Source organism: Paenibacillus sp. 2RAB27, assembly GCF_052115445.1.
Classification (GTDB): Bacteria; Bacillota; Bacilli; order Paenibacillales; family NBRC-103111; genus Paenibacillus_E.
This window is the reverse complement of sequence record NZ_JBFRGR010000008.1, coordinates 129923-148867: the sequence shown is the minus strand read 5'-3', so window position 1 is coordinate 148867 and position 18945 is coordinate 129923. Positions and strand designations below refer to the sequence as shown.

Genomic DNA, 18945 nt, shown 5'->3' with positions numbered 1-18945 from the left:
TTACTGTGTAATAATTTTGTGCGCTACAGCTGCAAGATCGATAATATCAATCACACCATCATGATTAATATCCGCACTTGCCATCCAGTTCGCATCGCTTGCAGTTTCGCCGTAGTGACTAGCAACAATGGCGAGGTCTCCGATGCTGAATTTGCCATCTCCGTTAACATCTCCTGGAAGGGCTACGTTAATCGAAGCAAGGAACGCCTGAATCGAAGCATTCAAATCAGTTGCCGCTTGAGTGACTTGCTCTGGTGTGGCTACTGCATTATTAACTACAATTTGCGCATTAGTAATCGCCGCTTGTAAAGTTGCTATCGATCCGGCTGGATATTGTCCCGGATAGCTTCCTTCCACAGCCGCATTGAGCTTCGCTTGTGCAGTTGCGATCAGTGTTGTCAATGCTGTTTTATCTACAACTGTGATTTGAACACTGCTGGTTGCGCCCTGAACCTGCGTCTCAACACCATGACTATCGGAGACGACCACACCCGACAAGGAAACCGTGCTGCTAGCGGACTGATCAGCAGGATTTGCCAAGAAGCTCAGCTTCAAGATCGCTCCACTGTTGCTGGCGTTAATGGCATGTGCTGCGCCTTCGCTCGCCGACACGATTCGAATATGCCCCGGTGTTCCCGACTGAGTCACAAATATGCCATCGATTACTGAGGTTACTGCGCTTAGATGCAATTTCGTCGAATCATAATTGACTGTCAACTCTTCAGCATAAATGCCTCCGTTGACGCTCGAACCCAAGCCGCTTAATCCATAAGTCAGATCAAACGATTGACCCGAGTAAACTGCACTGGTTACTGTTAACGTTGCTGTAGGAACTGCTGCAACGGTTTTAGCCGGAACAAAGACTGGAAGACTGCCAGTAACTGCCTTGGTGTTGTCTGATGTCCGTGTCACTTCCAGGACAAGATGAACTGTTGTCTCTACGCTTGGCGGAAAGATGGTTCCATCCGTTTGAATGACTGACGTAGCATCCGAACTCTTAACGGCTACAGTGTATCCGTCCGGTACGGATGGAAGAGTCAGACTTGTCGCATCTTTCGCTGGTGCAGCTAAGCTTGTGATTCCCGCAGCAATGTCAGCTGCTGTCGGCTGAGCGACTTGGATCGTATAAGCGGCCTGTGTAGTTCCGTCTTCTGCCGTTACTACGAGCTTATCTCCGCTGACCAGTACGCCGGGACTCTTAACTGAACCATTTACATCAGTAACCGAATAGCTTTGTGTCGATTCATCTGTGGAAGTGACTTGTGTGATGACTTGATCTGACGTTGTTCCACCTGTGACGTTCAACGCTTTGTTAAGCGCATCAATCGATATCAAATTCGGGTGACTGACGGCCATTTGGATGCTTGTGTTCGTTGACAAAGGTATGGAAATGGCCCCGATCGTTATCTGCAGCGTTCCAGTCACACCAGAACCATCACTAGCCGTTGCAGTCACTGTGACCGTTCCAACACCAGTCGCTGTCAGTAAACCATTGGCATCGATTGTTGCCGAACCTGTTCCATTTTGTATCAGCCAAGTGACTGCTGAATTGCTTGCACCAACAGGCAGGACAGCTGCACTCATTTGAAGTGTTCCACCATTTACGACAGTTGTCGTATTACCTGCACCGGTCACGATAATACCTGTTACCGGCACCCCTTGCACAACTTCCCATTCCCATAAGCCAACACCATTACCATCCCGGACTTTCTTTGTCATCGTAACACGCAGAGATTTAACCTCCAGAACCGGGTCAAATCCAAATATATTTGACGATCCTACCGGAGTAGTAAGAGCTACGATACCTGTGGTAACGGTCCCTGCCGTTACCCATTCATTCGTTATGCTATTCTTCGGGATGTATTGATATGTGTACTTTGTAGGAGCTAATATGCCGCCATTATCAGTCCACTGCATCAGATTTGAGCTTTGGATTGTTGCGCCCTGCGGCCAATCATATTGCACCCATTCCTCAGAGCTTGTATTGCCCCACGAACCCCAATGCGGATTAGTTGTGGCAGTTTTTAACCCGTCATTAAGCGCTGGTAGACTCTCCCAAGATGAAGTGAAGCTGGCTGAGGCACTGGCTACAAACGCCATATTCTTATCTTTCGGACTCAGCAACCGCAGATCTCTCAGCAGATTTGCAATTGCCTGAGCAACTTCCTCTTCTGTAGYATCCTTTTTACTCATCACAGCGGAAGCGGCCGCCTTCGCAGCAGCAATCGGCGCAAGACCTTGATCAATGAAGTTCGCAGCTTTTAATGAATTTGCAAAGTTAATAACCTGTACCAGCTGCGACTTATCTATCCCTCCTGTAAATCCATTTACCTTCCATTCCAGAATACCGATCCCAACGGTGACAGGTTTCATGTCAAGCCGAGCGCCTGTAATATATGCTGTCTCAAAGGTGGTAGTGTTGAATTTATTCAATGCATTCCCAAGTCCTACTACTCCTCTTGGTGTATACCAATTTCCATCCACATCACGAAGCTGAAGCTTCATATCCGTGGGTTGGAAATTCCCGCCACCGTCTTTGAAGACATATACATCCATCGAAGAGGCAAGGAATGGCTCATCCCATTGATACATTACCCATGCTGGTTCACCTTCTTTTCCCCAGTTGTGCCATGCACTGTTAGCGGCACCTTTAGATGCTGAGAAATCCGATGAACTTTTTGGAGTGTTACCGTTATTCATCGCTTCAGGATATCCGTCACTTCCAGAGAAACTGGCAGAAGGCTTTGCAGTCAGCGCGTTGTTTTGAGGTTGTGCTTTTACAACATATACAGTGACATGTACTTTCAATTCGCTGTCTACGATATTACCMTCGACTACGAATTCACCTGCTTGTGCATAGCTGGCTGGATTAACCTCATTCCACTGGATCACACTTTGCCTATATCCGTCGTTATTCAGAATATCCATCTGTTGTGGAAGTATAGGGACCGTGTTAATTTGTGTCACAACGCTGATTGCCTTGTATGAGCCATCGGTGTCTTTTGAGATATTAATCGTTACATCCTTGCTGGACATCTTGCCTTCATCAACCGCTGTAAAGGTAAACACATAGGTGCCTGCCTTGCTTATGTGGGCATATGCATTTGCTTTATCGCCATTGACAAAAGTAACATCCGCTGCGCCAACCGGCTTTTGCTTAACTGTCCATCCATACGTCCACACGGGTTCAAATACCGAGCTGTACACTGGATCCGGGGTCGCATTGCCGGATAATACGAGAATACTGCTATTCGAAGCATCCTGTACCCCAGTCACTACGCCAATTACTGGAGGCTGTTTTTCCGGCGGAGCGGCCAACTCGAAGGTCAGTTCGTTAGAAACGCTCTCTTGCCCGTCATTTGCAGTGAGTCTGACCGTATATGAGCCTCCTTTGGTACCGTTTGCCTCTGTGGCTACTGACTTAGGATTTTTAAAGATCAGATTGCCACCTTCCGGAGTGCTGACAACTTCCCATTGGTAGGTCATCGCGCCATTCGGTGCACCGTCATCGGTCACAATTCCGTTCATCACAAACGGAATCATCGCCTGTGGATTTTGCGTCTCCAACTTTGCAGTAACCTGCGGGGCTTGATTTACACCCGTATCTGTCTTTTCAATGGTCAATTCAGCAGTTAGCGCACTGCTCACTTGGATCATAGCAGTACCTTTATTGTTCTGTACAAAGAACTGTCCGGCATCTTTATCATCTAGCTTAATTGTATAATAGCCATTCTCTACTCCTGCCCCATCGAAAGTAATCTTTGAAGCGTGCTTACTTTTAGCAAGATTCGAGATTTGCAATTTAAATGCCTTGCCGTCTTTTTGAATCTCCGCACTTTCAATTTTATCACTTTCCGAGACTAGGTATATTTTTTCATTTATTAGGTTGATACGCTTGCCAAAACCGTCCTTTGGTGTGACATGGTAAGTGCCGCCTTCGTCAGTGACCGAAGCTCCATACCCGAAAAGACCAAATATCGGATCGGTGACGATATCAGAACTGATACGCAATAGTGAGCCATAAAGTCCTTCCTCTGATTCGCCAGAAAAGTCCTGCCAGCCGTTGTTCATAACGCGAGTACCACCATCGTTCACGTTCTTGGTACCAGTTCCTCCCTTCTGGGCATTATATCTCCAAGCGATGCCGCCCACAGACTGTGCCGAAATCTGCCCCATATTGACGGCGTTGAAGTTTGAAATCTTCGCCGCATAGTTGCGCTGTTGTGCGATAGCAGCCTGTTCCCCGGATTTCCCGTTATCCTGATAGCGGAGCCAGTCATCCATGATAGATCCCGCTAAAGAAGCAGTATATTGGAAATTCCACCAGCCTTCGCCAGCGCGGAATACTGGTACGGAATAATAGTACCAGTTAGGCTGAATGCCTCGCATTGCACGAGTCTTCAAGTCATCCAATTCCATGCTTTTCAAGGCTGCTGCCGCCCGCGCGTCTCCAGGGTAGTATGTGCGCAACGCCTTGGCTGCAGAATAGGCCCCTTCTTCGCCAGTATTGTCATATTCAAATTCTGACCCGTAAGGATAAGCGGCGTTTGTAATGTTCCGTCCTTTGGTTTGTGCGAACTTCACTTTCAGATTCGCATATTCAGTCATCATTCCCTCTTCTTTAAGTGCCTCAATCATATCTGGTACCTGCTGTTCACCATAGAATCCAGTTGCTCCGCTTGAGACACGGTTAAAGTATATGCCGTAGGCCTTTTCCAGATAGTATTGTGGCGTTTCACGATACTCTAACAAATTGGGATATGCCTTTTGTATCCGATACATGTTGAAATAGCCAGTGGATTCCATCATTTCAGAAAACGTCCGTACATAGGGTTTTTCTACATTTGTGTAAACACCTGAATCTTTGAGGTAGTTCGCAACCGTAAAAGTATTCTGCGTATTTTTCATATAATCTTGCCACATAAAGTCGATCAGGTAGTTTTCAATTGATCTAATTTCAGTAGGACTTGGATCGAGATAATTCTTCATGGTCATGAAGTTGATGTTATCGTGGCTCCAGTCATCTCCCCAATGGCTGGTCGTCATGTCAATGCCGGTTGTAAGATACCAGTCACGATAGATTCCGAAGGTAGGACTATTCGGGTCCTTATCCTGCGTTTTGTTTACCATAAATTCGGAGTGAGCTTGCGATGTTTTATCAAGCTCAGCAAGAATATTGAATTCAAACTGAGTAAACTTATTCACTTGTTCAGTATCGGCCTTCAGCTTATAATCCACACGAACGCTGTTATTGCCGATATTGCCAAAATTGAGCGAATAGAGATGATGCTGTTCACCGTTTATAATCTTGGTTTCCACAAACTGTACGGATTCTGTATATCCCGGGTTCCCATCAGGAAGTCCGCGTCCGGCGCGGGAATTGTTGACCATAGCGCTTCTGGTCTGGCCGGACTTGATAACCGGGATATGTGCTGCATCAAATGGATCATTCTCGATTACAGACTGAATATCTACTGACTGTACGTCGATGAGTCTGTCGTCGTAATGCAGATCCAGCATGACGGGCATATTGATCGCAGCTTGGAAGCCGGGCAACGCAACTGCATCAATCATACCTGATTTGTACAGGGTAGAGCGAAGGTTAGCCTCACGGTCTTCCATAGAAGTAGAAGCATTATTTGGACTTTGGGCATTTACTTGCGGACTGTTGTCGCCTGCGCGTACCGCTGAAAATTTAAACTTATATGTTTTTTGCTCATCTGGCGCCAATACCAGGCTGGTGGCATCTTTAAAATATCCTCGACCGGTTTTCTGTATATCTTTGGAATGGATATATAGAACATTCAGCCCCGGAAACCAGCCGCCGCTGTCACCGACCCAGTTTGAGTAAGTAGTTCCGTTGCGCAGTTCACCCGTGTCACCCAACCAATAATCAACATATTCAATGCGTGCGCCACTCTCCGGCACTGGGGCAAACATCATAAAATTCCCTTCGCCGCTCGTGCGGATGGCATAGGAATACCCGCTGTCGGCACCGGCAAAATTATGTACAGTAACTCGGTTGTCATAGGTATCTGATGTAGATAAATATTTGTTATTCCAAGGCATCGGCAGGCCGATATCACCGAATTCAATATATTTACTGCTTTTGTTTTTTACCGTGATTTCCCATTGCATCGAACCATCTTCGGTATCCGTATTAAATACAGACTTCACGTCAAAGCCTTTCATCACCCGAGCAGCTGCGGATTCAAGATTCTGTCCGATAAAGTTGACTTCCACTTTCTTGCCGTCTGGTGAAGCCGTCTTCGAAAAATATTGGTTAGTAGGATTGATGGTAGTAAACTTTGTTGACCCACCAGCCGCCAATGTTTTGTTTGTATCAACTTCTACAAAACCAGTCCTATCGTCAGGGAATTGTTTACTGTCACCGGTGCGGTAAGAAAAAAGCATTTCGCCCATCCATTGGTGCTGGACGTCGTTCTGTGGTGATGTATTGTTGGGCAAAACAAAATTGATAGGATTGCCTTTTTTGTTTGCAGGGTTATTTTTGATTAATAGTTCTTCAATCTGCCCTAAATCACCGATCTTGGCAGAAAGGCTAGCATTGGAGATACCAGCCGTTGCTGCGGCTACCGAAGGCACCGCGTTAATCCCCAAGGGCAGCGCCCCGGAAAACACCAGCAACGCGGAAGCCAGTGAGACCAAACTTTTTGTAATCGTTTTCATATTTACCTCCTGTTTTTGGAAATCAATCAAATGCATTCCCAAGGTAATACCCTCTACGAAATACCTTTGACCAATTAGATGGAGGATGACGCCATCTAATTGACCTGCTTTGCAAGCCAATTCAACCTCATCAAGTAGTTCCCCAAAGTTAACGCTAATATTTCTACTTCGATTACATCTTGGGAAGCATTAAACTAGTCTGCCACCGTCTGGGTCACATTCCTACCTCCGAAAATAGTCTCCTAAGCAACAATTATCCGGAACTCATCCACCTCCTTTGTGAATTTTCGAGAAAAATTGTGAACAGCAAAACAAACCCTGTACTTCAAACGTGCTTGCGCCATTCCACGGTACGGAGTCCCTTATGATGTTGTTATTTTTCGCGTATCCAAACCGTCATTTCGCCCGGTTTCCGATTCCCCAAGTATGCGTAGGGAACGGCTGAGATTTTGACGCTCTTTTCCTCCCTTATGACAGGTCTATACAGCTCATCTTTCCAGGATATATCAGAACGTAGCCCMTCTCCGGACAACACAACGATACCGTCTAGGATATCTTCCCTGTACGTCGCTACGAATTCAGAATCTACGGGAAGACAAATATCCGTAAGTTCTGAGCCATTATCCACTCCCTCCAAGCAATAAACTAGCGGGCCATTTTGCAAAGCGATTTTTCCAGCATTTTCGTGCACCTTAGGATTCGACACTATGCGTTCGACGACCATCGCAAAATGCGTGACTTCAATAAACAGGAGGTCGGACTAACCTTTTATCCCGGTCATTGTGATTCCTTCTACAAAATATTTTTGACCAATTAAGTAGAAAATGACGCCCGGAATAAAGGACAGGCAAGTGGCTGCCATCGTCGATGCCCAATCTGTCTTTAACTGGCCTCTAAAATTGGTAAGCCCCAACGCAATGGTGTATTTATTGCTTGAATTAATATAAACTAACTGCTGTAGCAAATCATTCCATAGACCAATAAAGATAAATAATGCTACGACGATCATGGCGGGCTTGATTGCCGGTATAATAATATGGAACAAGATGCGGAAGTATCCGGCGCCATCGATCGTTGCAGCTTGGTCTAGTTCCCTCGGTATGCTAACGATAAACTGTCGGATCAAAAAGATATTAAAAGCACCGCCTCCGCAGAAATAAGGCAGAATTATAGGCAGATAACTGTCACGGATTCCCAGACCCTGGGTCCACGCAATGTACAGAGGAATGAGTGTAACCATGGTGGGCAAAAGCATAGAACCAATGACCAAAGTCCAGATGAACTTTTTGCCCCTAAACCTTAATCTTGCAAAAGCATATCCGCATAAGGTGGCCGTAAACGTTCCTGCCAAACAGGAAGGGACGATAATAATCATTGTATTCCATAGATACTTCCAGTACTTGAATATGCCTAGTGTTTTTTCATAGTTGGAAAACAGCCATTTGCTGGGTAATAGAGATGGCGGATATCTGTAGATCTCGGCATTCGTCATTAAAGACGTACGGAAAATCCACCATATTGGAAATAATACGATTATGGCAAAGAAAATGACGACGATAAGCGTAATCAAGTTCAACACTCGTTCATTACGTTTCTTACTCTTTATTCTACCGTATGCCGTTTCACTCATTTTTCGTCCCCCCCTTCTTGGAAGATCCACCGATTCGACGTTTTGAATAAAATAGTAGTAAAGATAGCAATAATGATGAAAATAATAAAGGTCGTCGCACCTGCATAGCCCAGCCTGTTATTTACAAAAGCCTGATCATACATCAGATAAGTCATGAATCGGGAAGCATTGCCAGGTCCGCCATTGGTCAGAACAAGGGATGGCGTAACCACCTGGAAATTGGCGATAAGGCTTAACAACAAGTTGTAAAAGATGATCGGTGAGATGCTGGGCACGGTGACGTGCCAGAAGCGTTTCCATCCATTCGCGCCATCTATTTCAGCCGCTTCATAATAGATACTCGGAACATTCTGCAGCCCAGCCAAAAAGATAACGATCAAGTTGCCTGACAGCCAGACTGCAATCAAAGAAAGGGAAGGAACAATATAATCTGAATCCGCAATAAAGAGAATTTTCTTCAATCCAATTTCAGAGAGAAGATAGTTGAAAAATCCAAAATTAGCCTCATAAAGCCAGGACCATCCTACATATATGGCGACAGACGGCAAAACAAACGGTACATAAAATACAGCTCTGAAAAAGCCCCTTGCTGGAATTTTACGGTTTAACAGTAAAGCGATAAAAAGTGAATAAATCATGCTGCCAATTACGGACAAAAAGGAGAAATAGAGCGTCGCTAAAATCGAATCTTTAATATAAGGATCGGTAGTAAATAGTTTGATATAATTATCAAATCCAATAAATTCAGGTTTTGTTAAACCTGACCAATTCGTCATACTGATGCCCAGCACCCCTAAAAGGGGTAGATAAGTAAGAAAAATCAGTCCGAGGAAAGCTGGAATTAAGCATATATAAGCAACACGTTGCTCACTACGGTAGCGCCGTTTCGGCAGTTTTTTTATATTTTCCATACCTCACCTCAATTTTGAAGGATGACCGACATTTACTTGGCCTTGGCGGTCATCCTTCCTTTCCGTTTTATTCGTCTATAATTATTTGCCTTTATTGGCTGCCTTCAACTTATCAAGATTTTTGGTAATGGCATCCTTCGCAGTCGTCTTTCCGGTCCATACATCCCCTAGAGTCGATCCGACCAAATTGTTAAATTCCGTCGTATTATTCGTATAGAACCAAGAAGCAGGTCTCGCAGCGGAGGATTGTGCATAATCGACTACCGCAGACTTATATTGGGCATATGGAGGGAAGTTCGGATTGTCGACCCATTTGTGGGTTAAAGTTTCATCCTTATACCATTTCTCCAAAGTAGGCATCCAGATCCCCTCTGAAATGAGTCCCCAGTTGTTTTCTTCGGAAGTGTACCATTTGAGGAATTCCATAGCTTCGGCCGGGTGCTTAGTCTGGGAGAATACGACATTGGCGCCGCCCGTGTTGAGCGTGGTCTTTTCCTTCATGTAAGGCAATACGGCCACGCCGTAATTCAGTCCTTCTTTTTTGGCTGTATTCAAGCTGGTTCCTACATTCCACGCACCGTTTGTGGCCATTGCAACCGTTCCTGCAATAATGGTGCGTTGAATGCCATCATCAGTCTGCCCAACGGACAATGGAGCAACATGATCTTTCAAGTACAGATCCGCAACTTTCTGGATCGCTTCGATACTAGCGTCTTCCCCGATTCTCACCTCTGTCCCGTCCTTGTTGTAGTAGCCGCCGCCATTGCTAATCGCCCAGGTTTCCAACTGCCACGCCAGGTTTTCGATTGATGCACCAAACTGTACAATGCCCTGTGGATCAAATCCATCCTCGCCAGGATGCTTGCCTTTCTTGTCAACCGTCAGCTTCTTGGCTGTTTCTACGAATTGGTCCCATGTCCATGCTTTGTCCAAAGAGGATGGAGGATAGGACACCTTCGCTTTGTCAAACATGTCTTTGTTGTAATAAAGGAGGAGGATTTCATTGGCAGCAGCATATGCTACGGTTTTGCCTTTATATTTGTAGGCCAGGCTGTCCAGCGGTTTGCTGCCTGTTCCTTCATACATGGCACTTACATCATTCAGCATGCCTTGGGAAGACCACTGGACTACTGCGTCCTCCTTTAACATACCCGCATCCGGCAATTGCTTTGCTGTTGCCATCGTATTCAGCTTGGTGATGTAACTTTCCCAAGGAATCGCAACCACTTCTACTTGAATTCTGTCTTGGGAAGCATTAAACTTATCTATCGCCTTCTGAGTTGTATTTCCTTCTTCTGCGCTTCCCCACATCGAATAGGTTATCTTGACCTTCTCACCCTTCGTCGCCGTCGTCGCCGTCGTGGCCGTGGCCGTGGCGGTAGTGGCAGCAGGAGCACTTGTTGCAGGTGCGGACGTACTTGTACTTGTCGTAGTAGAACTGCATCCAGCAATTAAAACTGGCACCATACTTGCTAACGTTGCGATTTTCCAAACTCGTTTAGTTGACCCCATATTAACGCCTCCAATGAGTTGAATAGGCTCCCGGCATATGCCGAGGCAGATAGGAAGAACTTCCCTTACAAACCTTTGAAACCTTCCCTCCTACTTCGCAGGAAGGACATTCCAACGCCTACTAGACTATTACTTCATTATTATTTTTTTCTAGTGAAATACCTCCTTAAGGATTCTGTTTTATACTAGAACCTTTGCAGGTTTAAGCCGAAAGTTGAAATCCTGCTCAAATCATTCCGTTCTTACCCAAACTGTCATCTCACCCCGACCGCGATTTGCCCAAGCAAAGTAGGGAATGAAGGTTACTGTCACCGACTCCGTCGTTATTTCCTCATTCGCTTTATATAACTGCTCTCCCCAATCGTCGGACTGCACTCTTTGAGCAGATGCCGTTATCGTCAACACGCCTCCCAATAGATCCTCGTCAAAAGAAACATTTTGTTCGGACTGCTGCTTCAACTTAATTTGATGCAAATTAGCCCCGTTATCCGCTTCTTCCAGGCAGTATACGATCGGCCCGCGCTGCAAAGCTACTTTGCCAATCGTTTCACGAACTAATGGATGGCCTTTCATACAACTAACCAACATCGGAAGATCAAGTTCAATCGTATCCCCTAACTGCCACTTTCGCTGGATATACGCAAAACCATCGACAACCGAATCCTCCCATTGCCAAAGTGCACCATTGACCCGAATTACAGCCCCCGTGCTCCAGCCTGGTATTCGCATCGCTAATGTGAATTCCATTTCCTGCTCTGTCGAAACTTCAAAGCGGACATTACCTTTCCAAGGAAACTGCGATTGCTGAGTTAGCCGTACTTTCTGATCGTCAATATCAAAGATCATCTCACTGCCCACATACAAGTGTGTATAGATCGTACGCTCTTTCACTGTATAAATATAACGACCCAGCGAAGCCAGAAATCTTGCTATATTTGGGGGACAACATGCGCATCCGAACCACCCTTGCCGTTCGGGCTTCACATGGCTGAAGCCTTTATTTCTATCAGAGGCTTCCGGCCAAACCTCAAGCGGGTTGACATAGAAGAAATGTTTTCCATCACGGGAAATACTGCTGATAACTGTGTTATACAGTGCCTGCTCCATGACATCAGCATACTCGCCCTTGGCTTCAATTTGCAGCATCCGATGTGCGAAAAAGATTAATCCGATTGAAGCGCAAGTTTCAGCATAAGCCGTATCGTTCGGTAAATCGTAATCGAGCGAGAATGACTCTCCGTGCGCCATTGACCCAATTGCTCCCGTTATGTACATCCGTTTCGATACGATATTGTTCCATAGATCCCGACACGCCTTCAGCAGCTCCAAATCGCCGGTTTCGGCTGCCACGTCCGCCATTCCGGAACACATATAAACAATACGCACCGCATGGCCTTCAGCCGATTGCTGCTCGCGCACTGGCAAATGCGCTTGACTGTAGGAACGGTCAAAGACCATATCCAGCATGGGGAAATGTTTCGTTTGATTGCGGCGTCTATACTCCATCTCATAGAAGTTAGGATCTTTCCCCCGTTCATCTAGAAAAAATTGGCTTAACAGCAAATACTTCTGATCACCGGTTACATGATAAAGTTTGACAAGTGCCAGTTCAATTTCTTGATGACCATCATATCCCTGAATTTTCCCTTCGCCCGGACCAAAGACATTATCGATACAGTCAGCTAAGCGACAAGCCACATCCAAAATTCTTCTTTTCCCTGTTGCATAGTAATAAGCTACCGCAGCTTCTATCATGTGTCCTGCACAATACAATTCATGACATTCCGCTAGATTGGTCCACTTCATTTTCGGCTCTTTTAAAGTAAAGTACGTGTTCAGGTATCCATCCGCTTGCTGCGCTCTGGCAATGGTTTCGATCACCTCATCCGCCACGCGCTCTAAGTCAGGATCCTTCCCAGTTTCCAGCAAATAACTGACCGCTTCGAGCCATTTTGCAACATCACTATCTTGAAATACCATTCCGTAAAACTCACCTTGCTCTAGTCCTCCAGCAATTCTAAAATTGCGGATCGCGTGACTGGGCTCGGCACCCTCAACACGGTCATTCAACGCTTCCCATTGATAGGGAACAACGATATTTCGAACCAGTTGAATATATCCAGACCAAAAGTCATCAACAATGTTTATTTGTTTGAGTGGCAGCGGTCTAGAGATTACTAATTTCCCCATATTAGGTAGCACCTTCTTTCGAATCATCCATATTTGGTAGCGCTTTATTTTTAATATTACATGGAGTACGATAGAATGAATACAGCCGTTTACAACCAGTTTTTTAAAAATTACAACATTGAAAGGGGAAACAACATTGGAAACGATCAGCTCCAACTTTTCAATTCTCCACTTTATTTCACCACCCGTACCTTATTTTATCGATTGCGGTCGAGCTTTTTATCGCGAAGGAGAGCGGCATATTAGCCGGAACAGTATTGGTGTTTTTGATTTTATCATGGTAAAAAAAGGGGGTTTACATTTGGGTGAAGGCAGCCATGAATGGGTCATTCAGCCTGGAGAAGCTTTTATTCTMAGGCCGGATTCCAGCCATTACGGAACCGCGCCTTGCTTAAGTGATACCGAGATCATTTGGATACACTTCCATACGTTTGGCTCATGGGAGGAATGCAGCAACATGGATCAATGTATGGACAACCAAGCTGCCCTAATCAATAATCACAAAAAAACCGCATATCTAAATCACTGTGAAGTTTGTTCCATTTATCTTCCCAAGTTTAAAAAACTTTCGCAAAAATCACTTGACATTTTGGAACAATTTTTTGAGTTGGATAATGAGCCTCGCTCTTTGCGAAATTGGAAAAAGCAAGCTACTTTCCAGCTTTTCATACAGCATTTAGATCAAGAACTCGCCTCGAAAACCGACTCAACAGCTATCCAATTAGCCGAGAAAATAGAGCTGTTTATTCGACAAAACTATACAACTAAACTAACTAATTCCCTCATGCAAAAAGAGTTGAACTACCATCCCAATTATATGGCCAAATGTATGCTCAAGGTCTACGGCATGACACCGATGGATTATTTGCTGCAGTATCGGATCGAACAGGCAAAAAAACTATTGATTCAAACGGAGTGGTCGATGTCCCGCATTGCGGAAGAGGTCGGTTTTATACATGCCACTTATTTTTCATCTTGCTTTTCAACGCATGAAGACATTTCTCCACTAAATTTTCGCAAAAAGTTTATTGGGCATCCTCAGAAAGTTTGACGCTGTGCAATCGAATAGTAGGGGACGGCTACCCTTTTCGGGTATTCCCCCTTCATAGGCTGTAACTTTCTGAGTTCCTACGGATAACAGCCTTTTTACTTTAGTGCAAGCGAAAAATAACTACTCCCTCCATTTAGATACTATTGTTTTGTGCCATTCAACAACAGAGAAGACAGACGAATAATTTCCCATAATTCTTCAAGTCTTATAAAGTCCCTAAACCAGATAATAGTCTCTTAAGCACGACTACCGCTTCTGCCCTGTTTGCATGCTCCTGAGGGGAAAACTCTTGATCTGTTCTGCCGTTCATTAATCCCGATCCAACAGCAAGGTTAACCACATTCTTCGCCCAATCACTTACTGCATTCTCATCATTGAAATGAATCGATGAGTTAACAGTCATGTCATCCAATTTAGTTCCTGTTGCCTGAGACTTTGCTCTCATCAGCATCGCTGTCATTTCCTCGCGTGTAATATACGCCTCGGGTGCAAACTCATTTTCGGAAACGCCGTTGATAATACCTGCAGCATAAACTTTTTTCACCGTATTCTCATACCATGAGCCAGATGCAACGTCCGTGAACGGATTTTTATCGTTGCCCTCCTTCAGGTTTAGTGCTTTGGTAAGTAAGGCTGCAAATTGTGCCCTAGTCACATTGGTGTCTGGTGCGAAATGATCGTCATCCATACCATCTACAATATTTTTATCTACCATCATCATGATATCCGATTTGGCCCAGTGTCCTATAAGATCACTGAAAATTTTGGTAAATTCCGCAGATTCATTCAAAGTATAAGCTTGACTTTTCATATTGTGATCTACTATTTTCATTGAGGTCCATTTTATGTCCGTTGACCCTACTTTTTTTGCCTTAAAGGTGATTGTACCTATATCTAGATCTCCCTTTTCGCCATCCACATTTCCTATTTTTGTATGAGCAAACGTAACTTGATTATCCTTAACGATAGGAGAAACAGAGAATCCTTCTATTTTCGTATCAGTCTTGACAACCTCAAGCTTGCTTGTATCGAATCTTAATTTCGCTTCATACGCATATAAATCTTGAATATTCTGTCCTTTTAAAGTGATAGTAAATTCGCTGGAATCCGATTCGGAATCTGAAGTAGTCATTACAAATTTGGAAGCATCCTCCGCATACGTTGGAGTTAATAATACAAAAGAAAAACATAAATTACAGACTAGTGTTACAAGAATTGTTTTACGTTTCACAATGATCCATCCTCTCCTATTTGGAAGGAGGAGTTCACTACTCCTTCCATCATAATTACAAATTATTCGATACTTCAAAGCACGTCTGCGAAGTCGTTGTTGGCAGTGCTTGTACATATAGATACAATACGTATCTTAGATACGGTATGAATCACATGATACATTCCGTATCTGCTGAAGTCAATCATTTTGTATCCAATTCCCACATGGCAACGGGGATGATTACGAGAAGTATAAAAAAGGATAGTGCAAAGTAACAAAGTATACACTGGTACCCATAGTCTGGACACTTTGAAAAAGTGTTCAGACTGTGGGTATCTTTTTTTGTATACTAGAGTAAGCACCGGAGGGGATTACAACATGTCTAAGAAAATCTTTAGCGAAAAAGAACGAAAGCATTTATCAACGAATAACTATGTTGTTAAGATAAGCGAGAAATCAATCATCTATGCCGATGAATTTAAGCGGTTGTTCATCGACCTTTACATGTCAGGAAAAACCCCTAGAGAAATCTTTGAAGCTCATGGGTTTGATGTTAGCGTAATTGGAATGAAGCGAGTTGAACAAAGCGCTAACCGCTGGAAGAAAGCGTACGAAAAAGATGGAATTATTGTATTAGCTGACTCACGTAAGGAATCTTCTGGACGCCMCTTGAAGCTTGAACTAACGCAGGAAGAAGTCATTACAAGACAGGAAGCTAGAATTAGTCTTCTTGAGTCTCAGGTGGAATTGTTAAAAAAACTAGACACGAAAGAAAGGTTGCTGGTAGTCAAAGGAAAGAATCTAAGCAAGAGTAAGTTATTTTAAAAAAGGCTTCAAAAAGGGTTCTCGTTCTATAAAGATGACCCTTGAGAACCAATTTGGCGTGATCTACAACCTGAAGAGAATCCGCAGGCTTATGAAGAAATTCGACCTCGTATGTCCTCATAGAAAACCCAATCCCTACAAACGTATGGCAAAGGCGACTCAAGAACATCGAACGCTTCCCAACAGCTTAAAGCGTGATTTTAGAAAAGGGGTTCCTGGGCTTGCCTTGCTCACCGACATTACCTACCTCCCCTATGGCCGCTCAGAGACGGCTTATTTGTCGACCATACTAGATGCTTCAACAGGAGAGATCCTTTCTTACAACCTATCCAATAGCCTTACACTGGATATTGCAACAGATACGATTAACGCACTGGTAAAGCAAAGAAGGCTGAAGCTGCACAAAAATGCATTTATCCATTCTGATCAAGGAAGTCATTATACGAGTCCCAAATACCAAGATCTTTTGAAGCAAAAAGGGTTAGGGCAAACCATGTCTAGACGAGGGAATTGTTGGGACAATGCGCCGCAGGAGTCCTTTTTCGGGCATATGAAGGACCATGTTGACCACCGGAGTTGTTCAACACTTGGAGAATTACAACGAAGGATTGACTCTTACATGCACTACTACAACAATAATCGGTACCAGTGGGGATTAAAAAGATGACCCCTGTGCAATACGAGGCCACTGAAAAAGTCCCTACTTATAAACAGGATTCCTATCTTCGATTTTTCGAAGAATGGTATCCTGTTTTGCTGTATAATGATTGTACTTATTCTAGGTGGTGTCTCGGATGATTTCAAACCAGCAATCTCTTACTCTCAGTCCTTTTATGGCGATTTACGATATCGTAGTCCCTAAAGATAATTTGCTACGTCAAATTAATGACCTCGTTGATTTTTCTTTTGTCCAAGACGAATTGCAGAATAAATACTGCCTAGATAACGGTCGTAATGCTGTGCCTCCAATTCGTATGTTCAAATATTTATTACTGAAATCGATTTTTGATTTATCTGATATGGATATCGTGGAGCGTTCTAAATACGACATGTCCTTTAAATACTTCTTGGATATGGCGCCGGAAGATGGCGTCATCAATCCGAGCTCTTTAACGAAGTTTCGTAAACTTCGTTTGAAAGATGTGAACCTGCTCGACATGCTTATTCGAAAAACAGTGGAAATCGCATTGGAAAAAGAAATCATTAAAAGCAATGCCAATATTGTGGATGCCACACATACGAAAGCTCGTTTCAATCAGAAATCACCAAAGGAGATTCTGATTGAGAAGTCTAAGTTGCTACGAAAAGCAGTTTATCAAATTGATGAAAAGATGAAAGATAAATTCCCGCCAAAAACAACGACTGAAGAGTTGAAAGATGAACTCGACTATTGCCAAAAAGTCATTCAAGTCGTGGAGAACGAGGAAGCCATTCGCGAATATCCAAAAGTAAAAGAAAAGCTGAACTATTTAAGAGAAATTGTAGAAGATCACCACGAACATCTTCTACTCTCAAATGATCCAGATGCACGTGTGGGTCACAAAACAGCCGATTCCTCATTCTTTGGCTATAAAACACATATTGCGATGAACGAAGAACGTATTATTACAGCTGCTGTAATCACAACTGGCGAAAAAAGTGATGGAAAGCAACTCCAATCATTGATTGAAAAAAGCCGCGAGACAGGCATGGAAATCGATACAGTGATCGGTGATACTGCATATTCGGAAAAAGATAATATTGAGTACGCAAATCAAAATAAGTTACAATTGGTAGCTAAATTAAATCCCAATATTACGCAAGGCGTTCGTAAAAAAGAGGATGAATTTGAGTTCAATAAGRATGCTGGAATGTACGTATGTAAAGCAGGACATATGGCGATTCGCAAAGCGCGCACAGGGAAGAAAGGCATCAATCAAAACCAAAAAGATACTTACATGTTTGATATTGAAAAATGCAAAATATGTCCTTTGAGGAATGGGTGTTATAAAGAAGGAGCGAAAAGTAAAACCTATTCCGTAACCATCAAATCTACAGAACATAAGGAACAAGAAGTTTTTCAAAACAGCGATGATTTCAAAGGAAAATCGAAAGAACGTTATAAAATCGAGGCGAAAAATAGTGAACTAAAACACAGACACGGGTATGATGTGGCATCTTCCTCGGGTCTAATGGGTATGCAAATGCAAGGTGCCATGGCGATATTTTCTGTTAATCTAAAGCGAATCGTTACACTTATGAAAGAATCAAAATAAAAGAATGAAGAAAAAAGCGATATTCCAATCGAATTTGAATGGAACATCGCTTTTTTGATTTGAAGAATAACTTCATCTAATTAAAAACGCAAGTTTTTCAGTGGCCTCGTGCAATACAGGAATCATCTTTTGTTGGCCTCTTATACCTAATCCGCTCTTTTTTTCAAGTGTCCTTGACAGAGGGTCCAGTTCAAGTTGTCGCGACCGTAAGTTACCCTTTTATATGCGTGCAGTAGATTTCTAAATGGGGAAATTCCTTATGGAGAAAGAACTCGGTCCTCCGTGCTTTCTTTGTTTGAAATCCTGCAAATAAATCAATTTACGTTACTTCGAAAATGTTAGGCAGCCTGAGTGTAGGTAACGACCGTTTTTTTCATGGGTAAACGTTTCCTCATGCTTGGCTCCTCCCTTGGTTGGACTTTCACCAACTAGATAATGCGCGCCTTTGGACACGCTGATAATAAAAAATGCAGGTGATTGAACCCCTTAAGCTGCATTTTTCATGGGATGCCGTGCTGGCTAAGGTGCAAAGGTAGTTTAAAAAAACGTTGTTTGAGTGGTAGCACGGATGGTAGCAGTCTTCAAAGTACTACAGGAAATTGCGAGAATAAGACGGAGAAATGAACATTAAAAAATTCTACCCTAGATGTCTTGCGGACATACTAGGA

9 protein-coding genes and 1 pseudogene are annotated in these 18945 nt (G+C 43.7%); 3 read left to right on the top strand and 7 right to left on the bottom strand.

Going from position 1 to position 18945, the window contains the following annotated elements; genetic code table 11:
- From AB4114_RS14255 to AB4114_RS14230, 6 genes are all read right to left on the bottom strand, one after another.
- Entirely contained in the window at positions 1–6690 is a 6690-nt protein-coding gene (locus tag AB4114_RS14255) for a DUF5695 domain-containing protein (RefSeq protein WP_441989043.1), read from the bottom strand.
- Positions 6691–7063: 373 nt separating this feature from the next.
- Positions 7064–7414, bottom strand: coding sequence for a hypothetical protein (locus AB4114_RS14250; protein ID WP_441989042.1), 351 nt, complete (start codon positions 7412–7414; stop codon positions 7064–7066).
- A 36-nt stretch (positions 7415–7450) separates the two neighbouring features.
- Positions 7451–8320, bottom strand: coding sequence for a carbohydrate ABC transporter permease (locus tag AB4114_RS14245; protein WP_441989041.1), 870 nt, complete (start codon positions 8318–8320; stop codon positions 7451–7453).
- Positions 8317–9231: a carbohydrate ABC transporter permease gene (locus AB4114_RS14240; protein ID WP_441989040.1), complete on the bottom strand. Its 915-nt coding sequence runs from the start codon at positions 9229–9231 to the stop codon at positions 8317–8319. Before AB4114_RS14240 ends, AB4114_RS14245 begins: the two co-directional genes overlap by 4 nt.
- A gap of 81 nt (positions 9232–9312) precedes the next feature.
- Positions 9313–10743: an ABC transporter substrate-binding protein gene (locus AB4114_RS14235; RefSeq protein ID WP_441989039.1), complete on the bottom strand. Its 1431-nt coding sequence runs from the start codon at positions 10741–10743 to the stop codon at positions 9313–9315.
- A 231-nt stretch (positions 10744–10974) separates the two neighbouring features.
- Positions 10975–12933 carry a glycoside hydrolase family 127 protein gene (locus AB4114_RS14230; protein WP_441989038.1) on the bottom strand — a complete coding sequence of 653 codons (1959 nt, stop codon included), beginning with the start codon at positions 12931–12933 and terminating at the stop codon, positions 10975–10977.
- 457 nt (positions 12934–13390) lie between these two features.
- On the opposite strand from AB4114_RS14230, the gene AB4114_RS14225 reads away from it, so the two are divergent.
- Positions 13391–13984, top strand: coding sequence for a helix-turn-helix transcriptional regulator (locus AB4114_RS14225; protein WP_441989037.1), 594 nt, complete (start codon positions 13391–13393; stop codon positions 13982–13984).
- A 205-nt stretch (positions 13985–14189) separates the two neighbouring features.
- Here the strand turns inward: AB4114_RS14225 and AB4114_RS14220 are convergent, their stop codons facing one another.
- The gene (locus tag AB4114_RS14220) at positions 14190–15215 is read right to left on the bottom strand and encodes an S-layer homology domain-containing protein (RefSeq protein ID WP_441989036.1); all 1026 of its coding nucleotides are present in this window, start codon (positions 15213–15215) and stop codon (positions 14190–14192) included.
- Between the two features lie 360 nt (positions 15216–15575).
- On the opposite strand from AB4114_RS14220, the pseudogene AB4114_RS14215 reads away from it, so the two are divergent.
- Positions 15576–16703, top strand: a pseudogene (locus AB4114_RS14215) (IS3 family transposase); the annotation flags it as partial.
- A 113-nt stretch (positions 16704–16816) separates the two neighbouring features.
- Positions 16817–18277: an IS1182 family transposase gene (locus AB4114_RS14210; RefSeq protein WP_441989035.1), complete on the top strand. Its 1461-nt coding sequence runs from the start codon at positions 16817–16819 to the stop codon at positions 18275–18277.
- The last annotated feature ends 668 nt before the right edge of the window (positions 18278–18945 follow it).

What these genes read in the sequence shown, in the direction of transcription:
- AB4114_RS14225 (WP_441989037.1), top strand. Translation starts at nt 13,391, where the DNA reads ATGGATCAATGTATGGACAACCAAGCTGCCCTAATCAATAATCACAAA.
- AB4114_RS14235 (WP_441989039.1), bottom strand. Translation starts at nt 10,743, where the DNA reads ATGGGGTCAACTAAACGAGTTTGGAAAATCGCAACGTTAGCAAGTATG.
- AB4114_RS14230 (WP_441989038.1), bottom strand. Translation starts at nt 12,933, where the DNA reads ATGGGGAAATTAGTAATCTCTAGACCGCTGCCACTCAAACAAATAAAC.
- AB4114_RS14240 (WP_441989040.1), bottom strand. Translation starts at nt 9,231, where the DNA reads ATGGAAAATATAAAAAAACTGCCGAAACGGCGCTACCGTAGTGAGCAA.
- AB4114_RS14245 (WP_441989041.1), bottom strand. Translation starts at nt 8,320, where the DNA reads ATGAGTGAAACGGCATACGGTAGAATAAAGAGTAAGAAACGTAATGAA.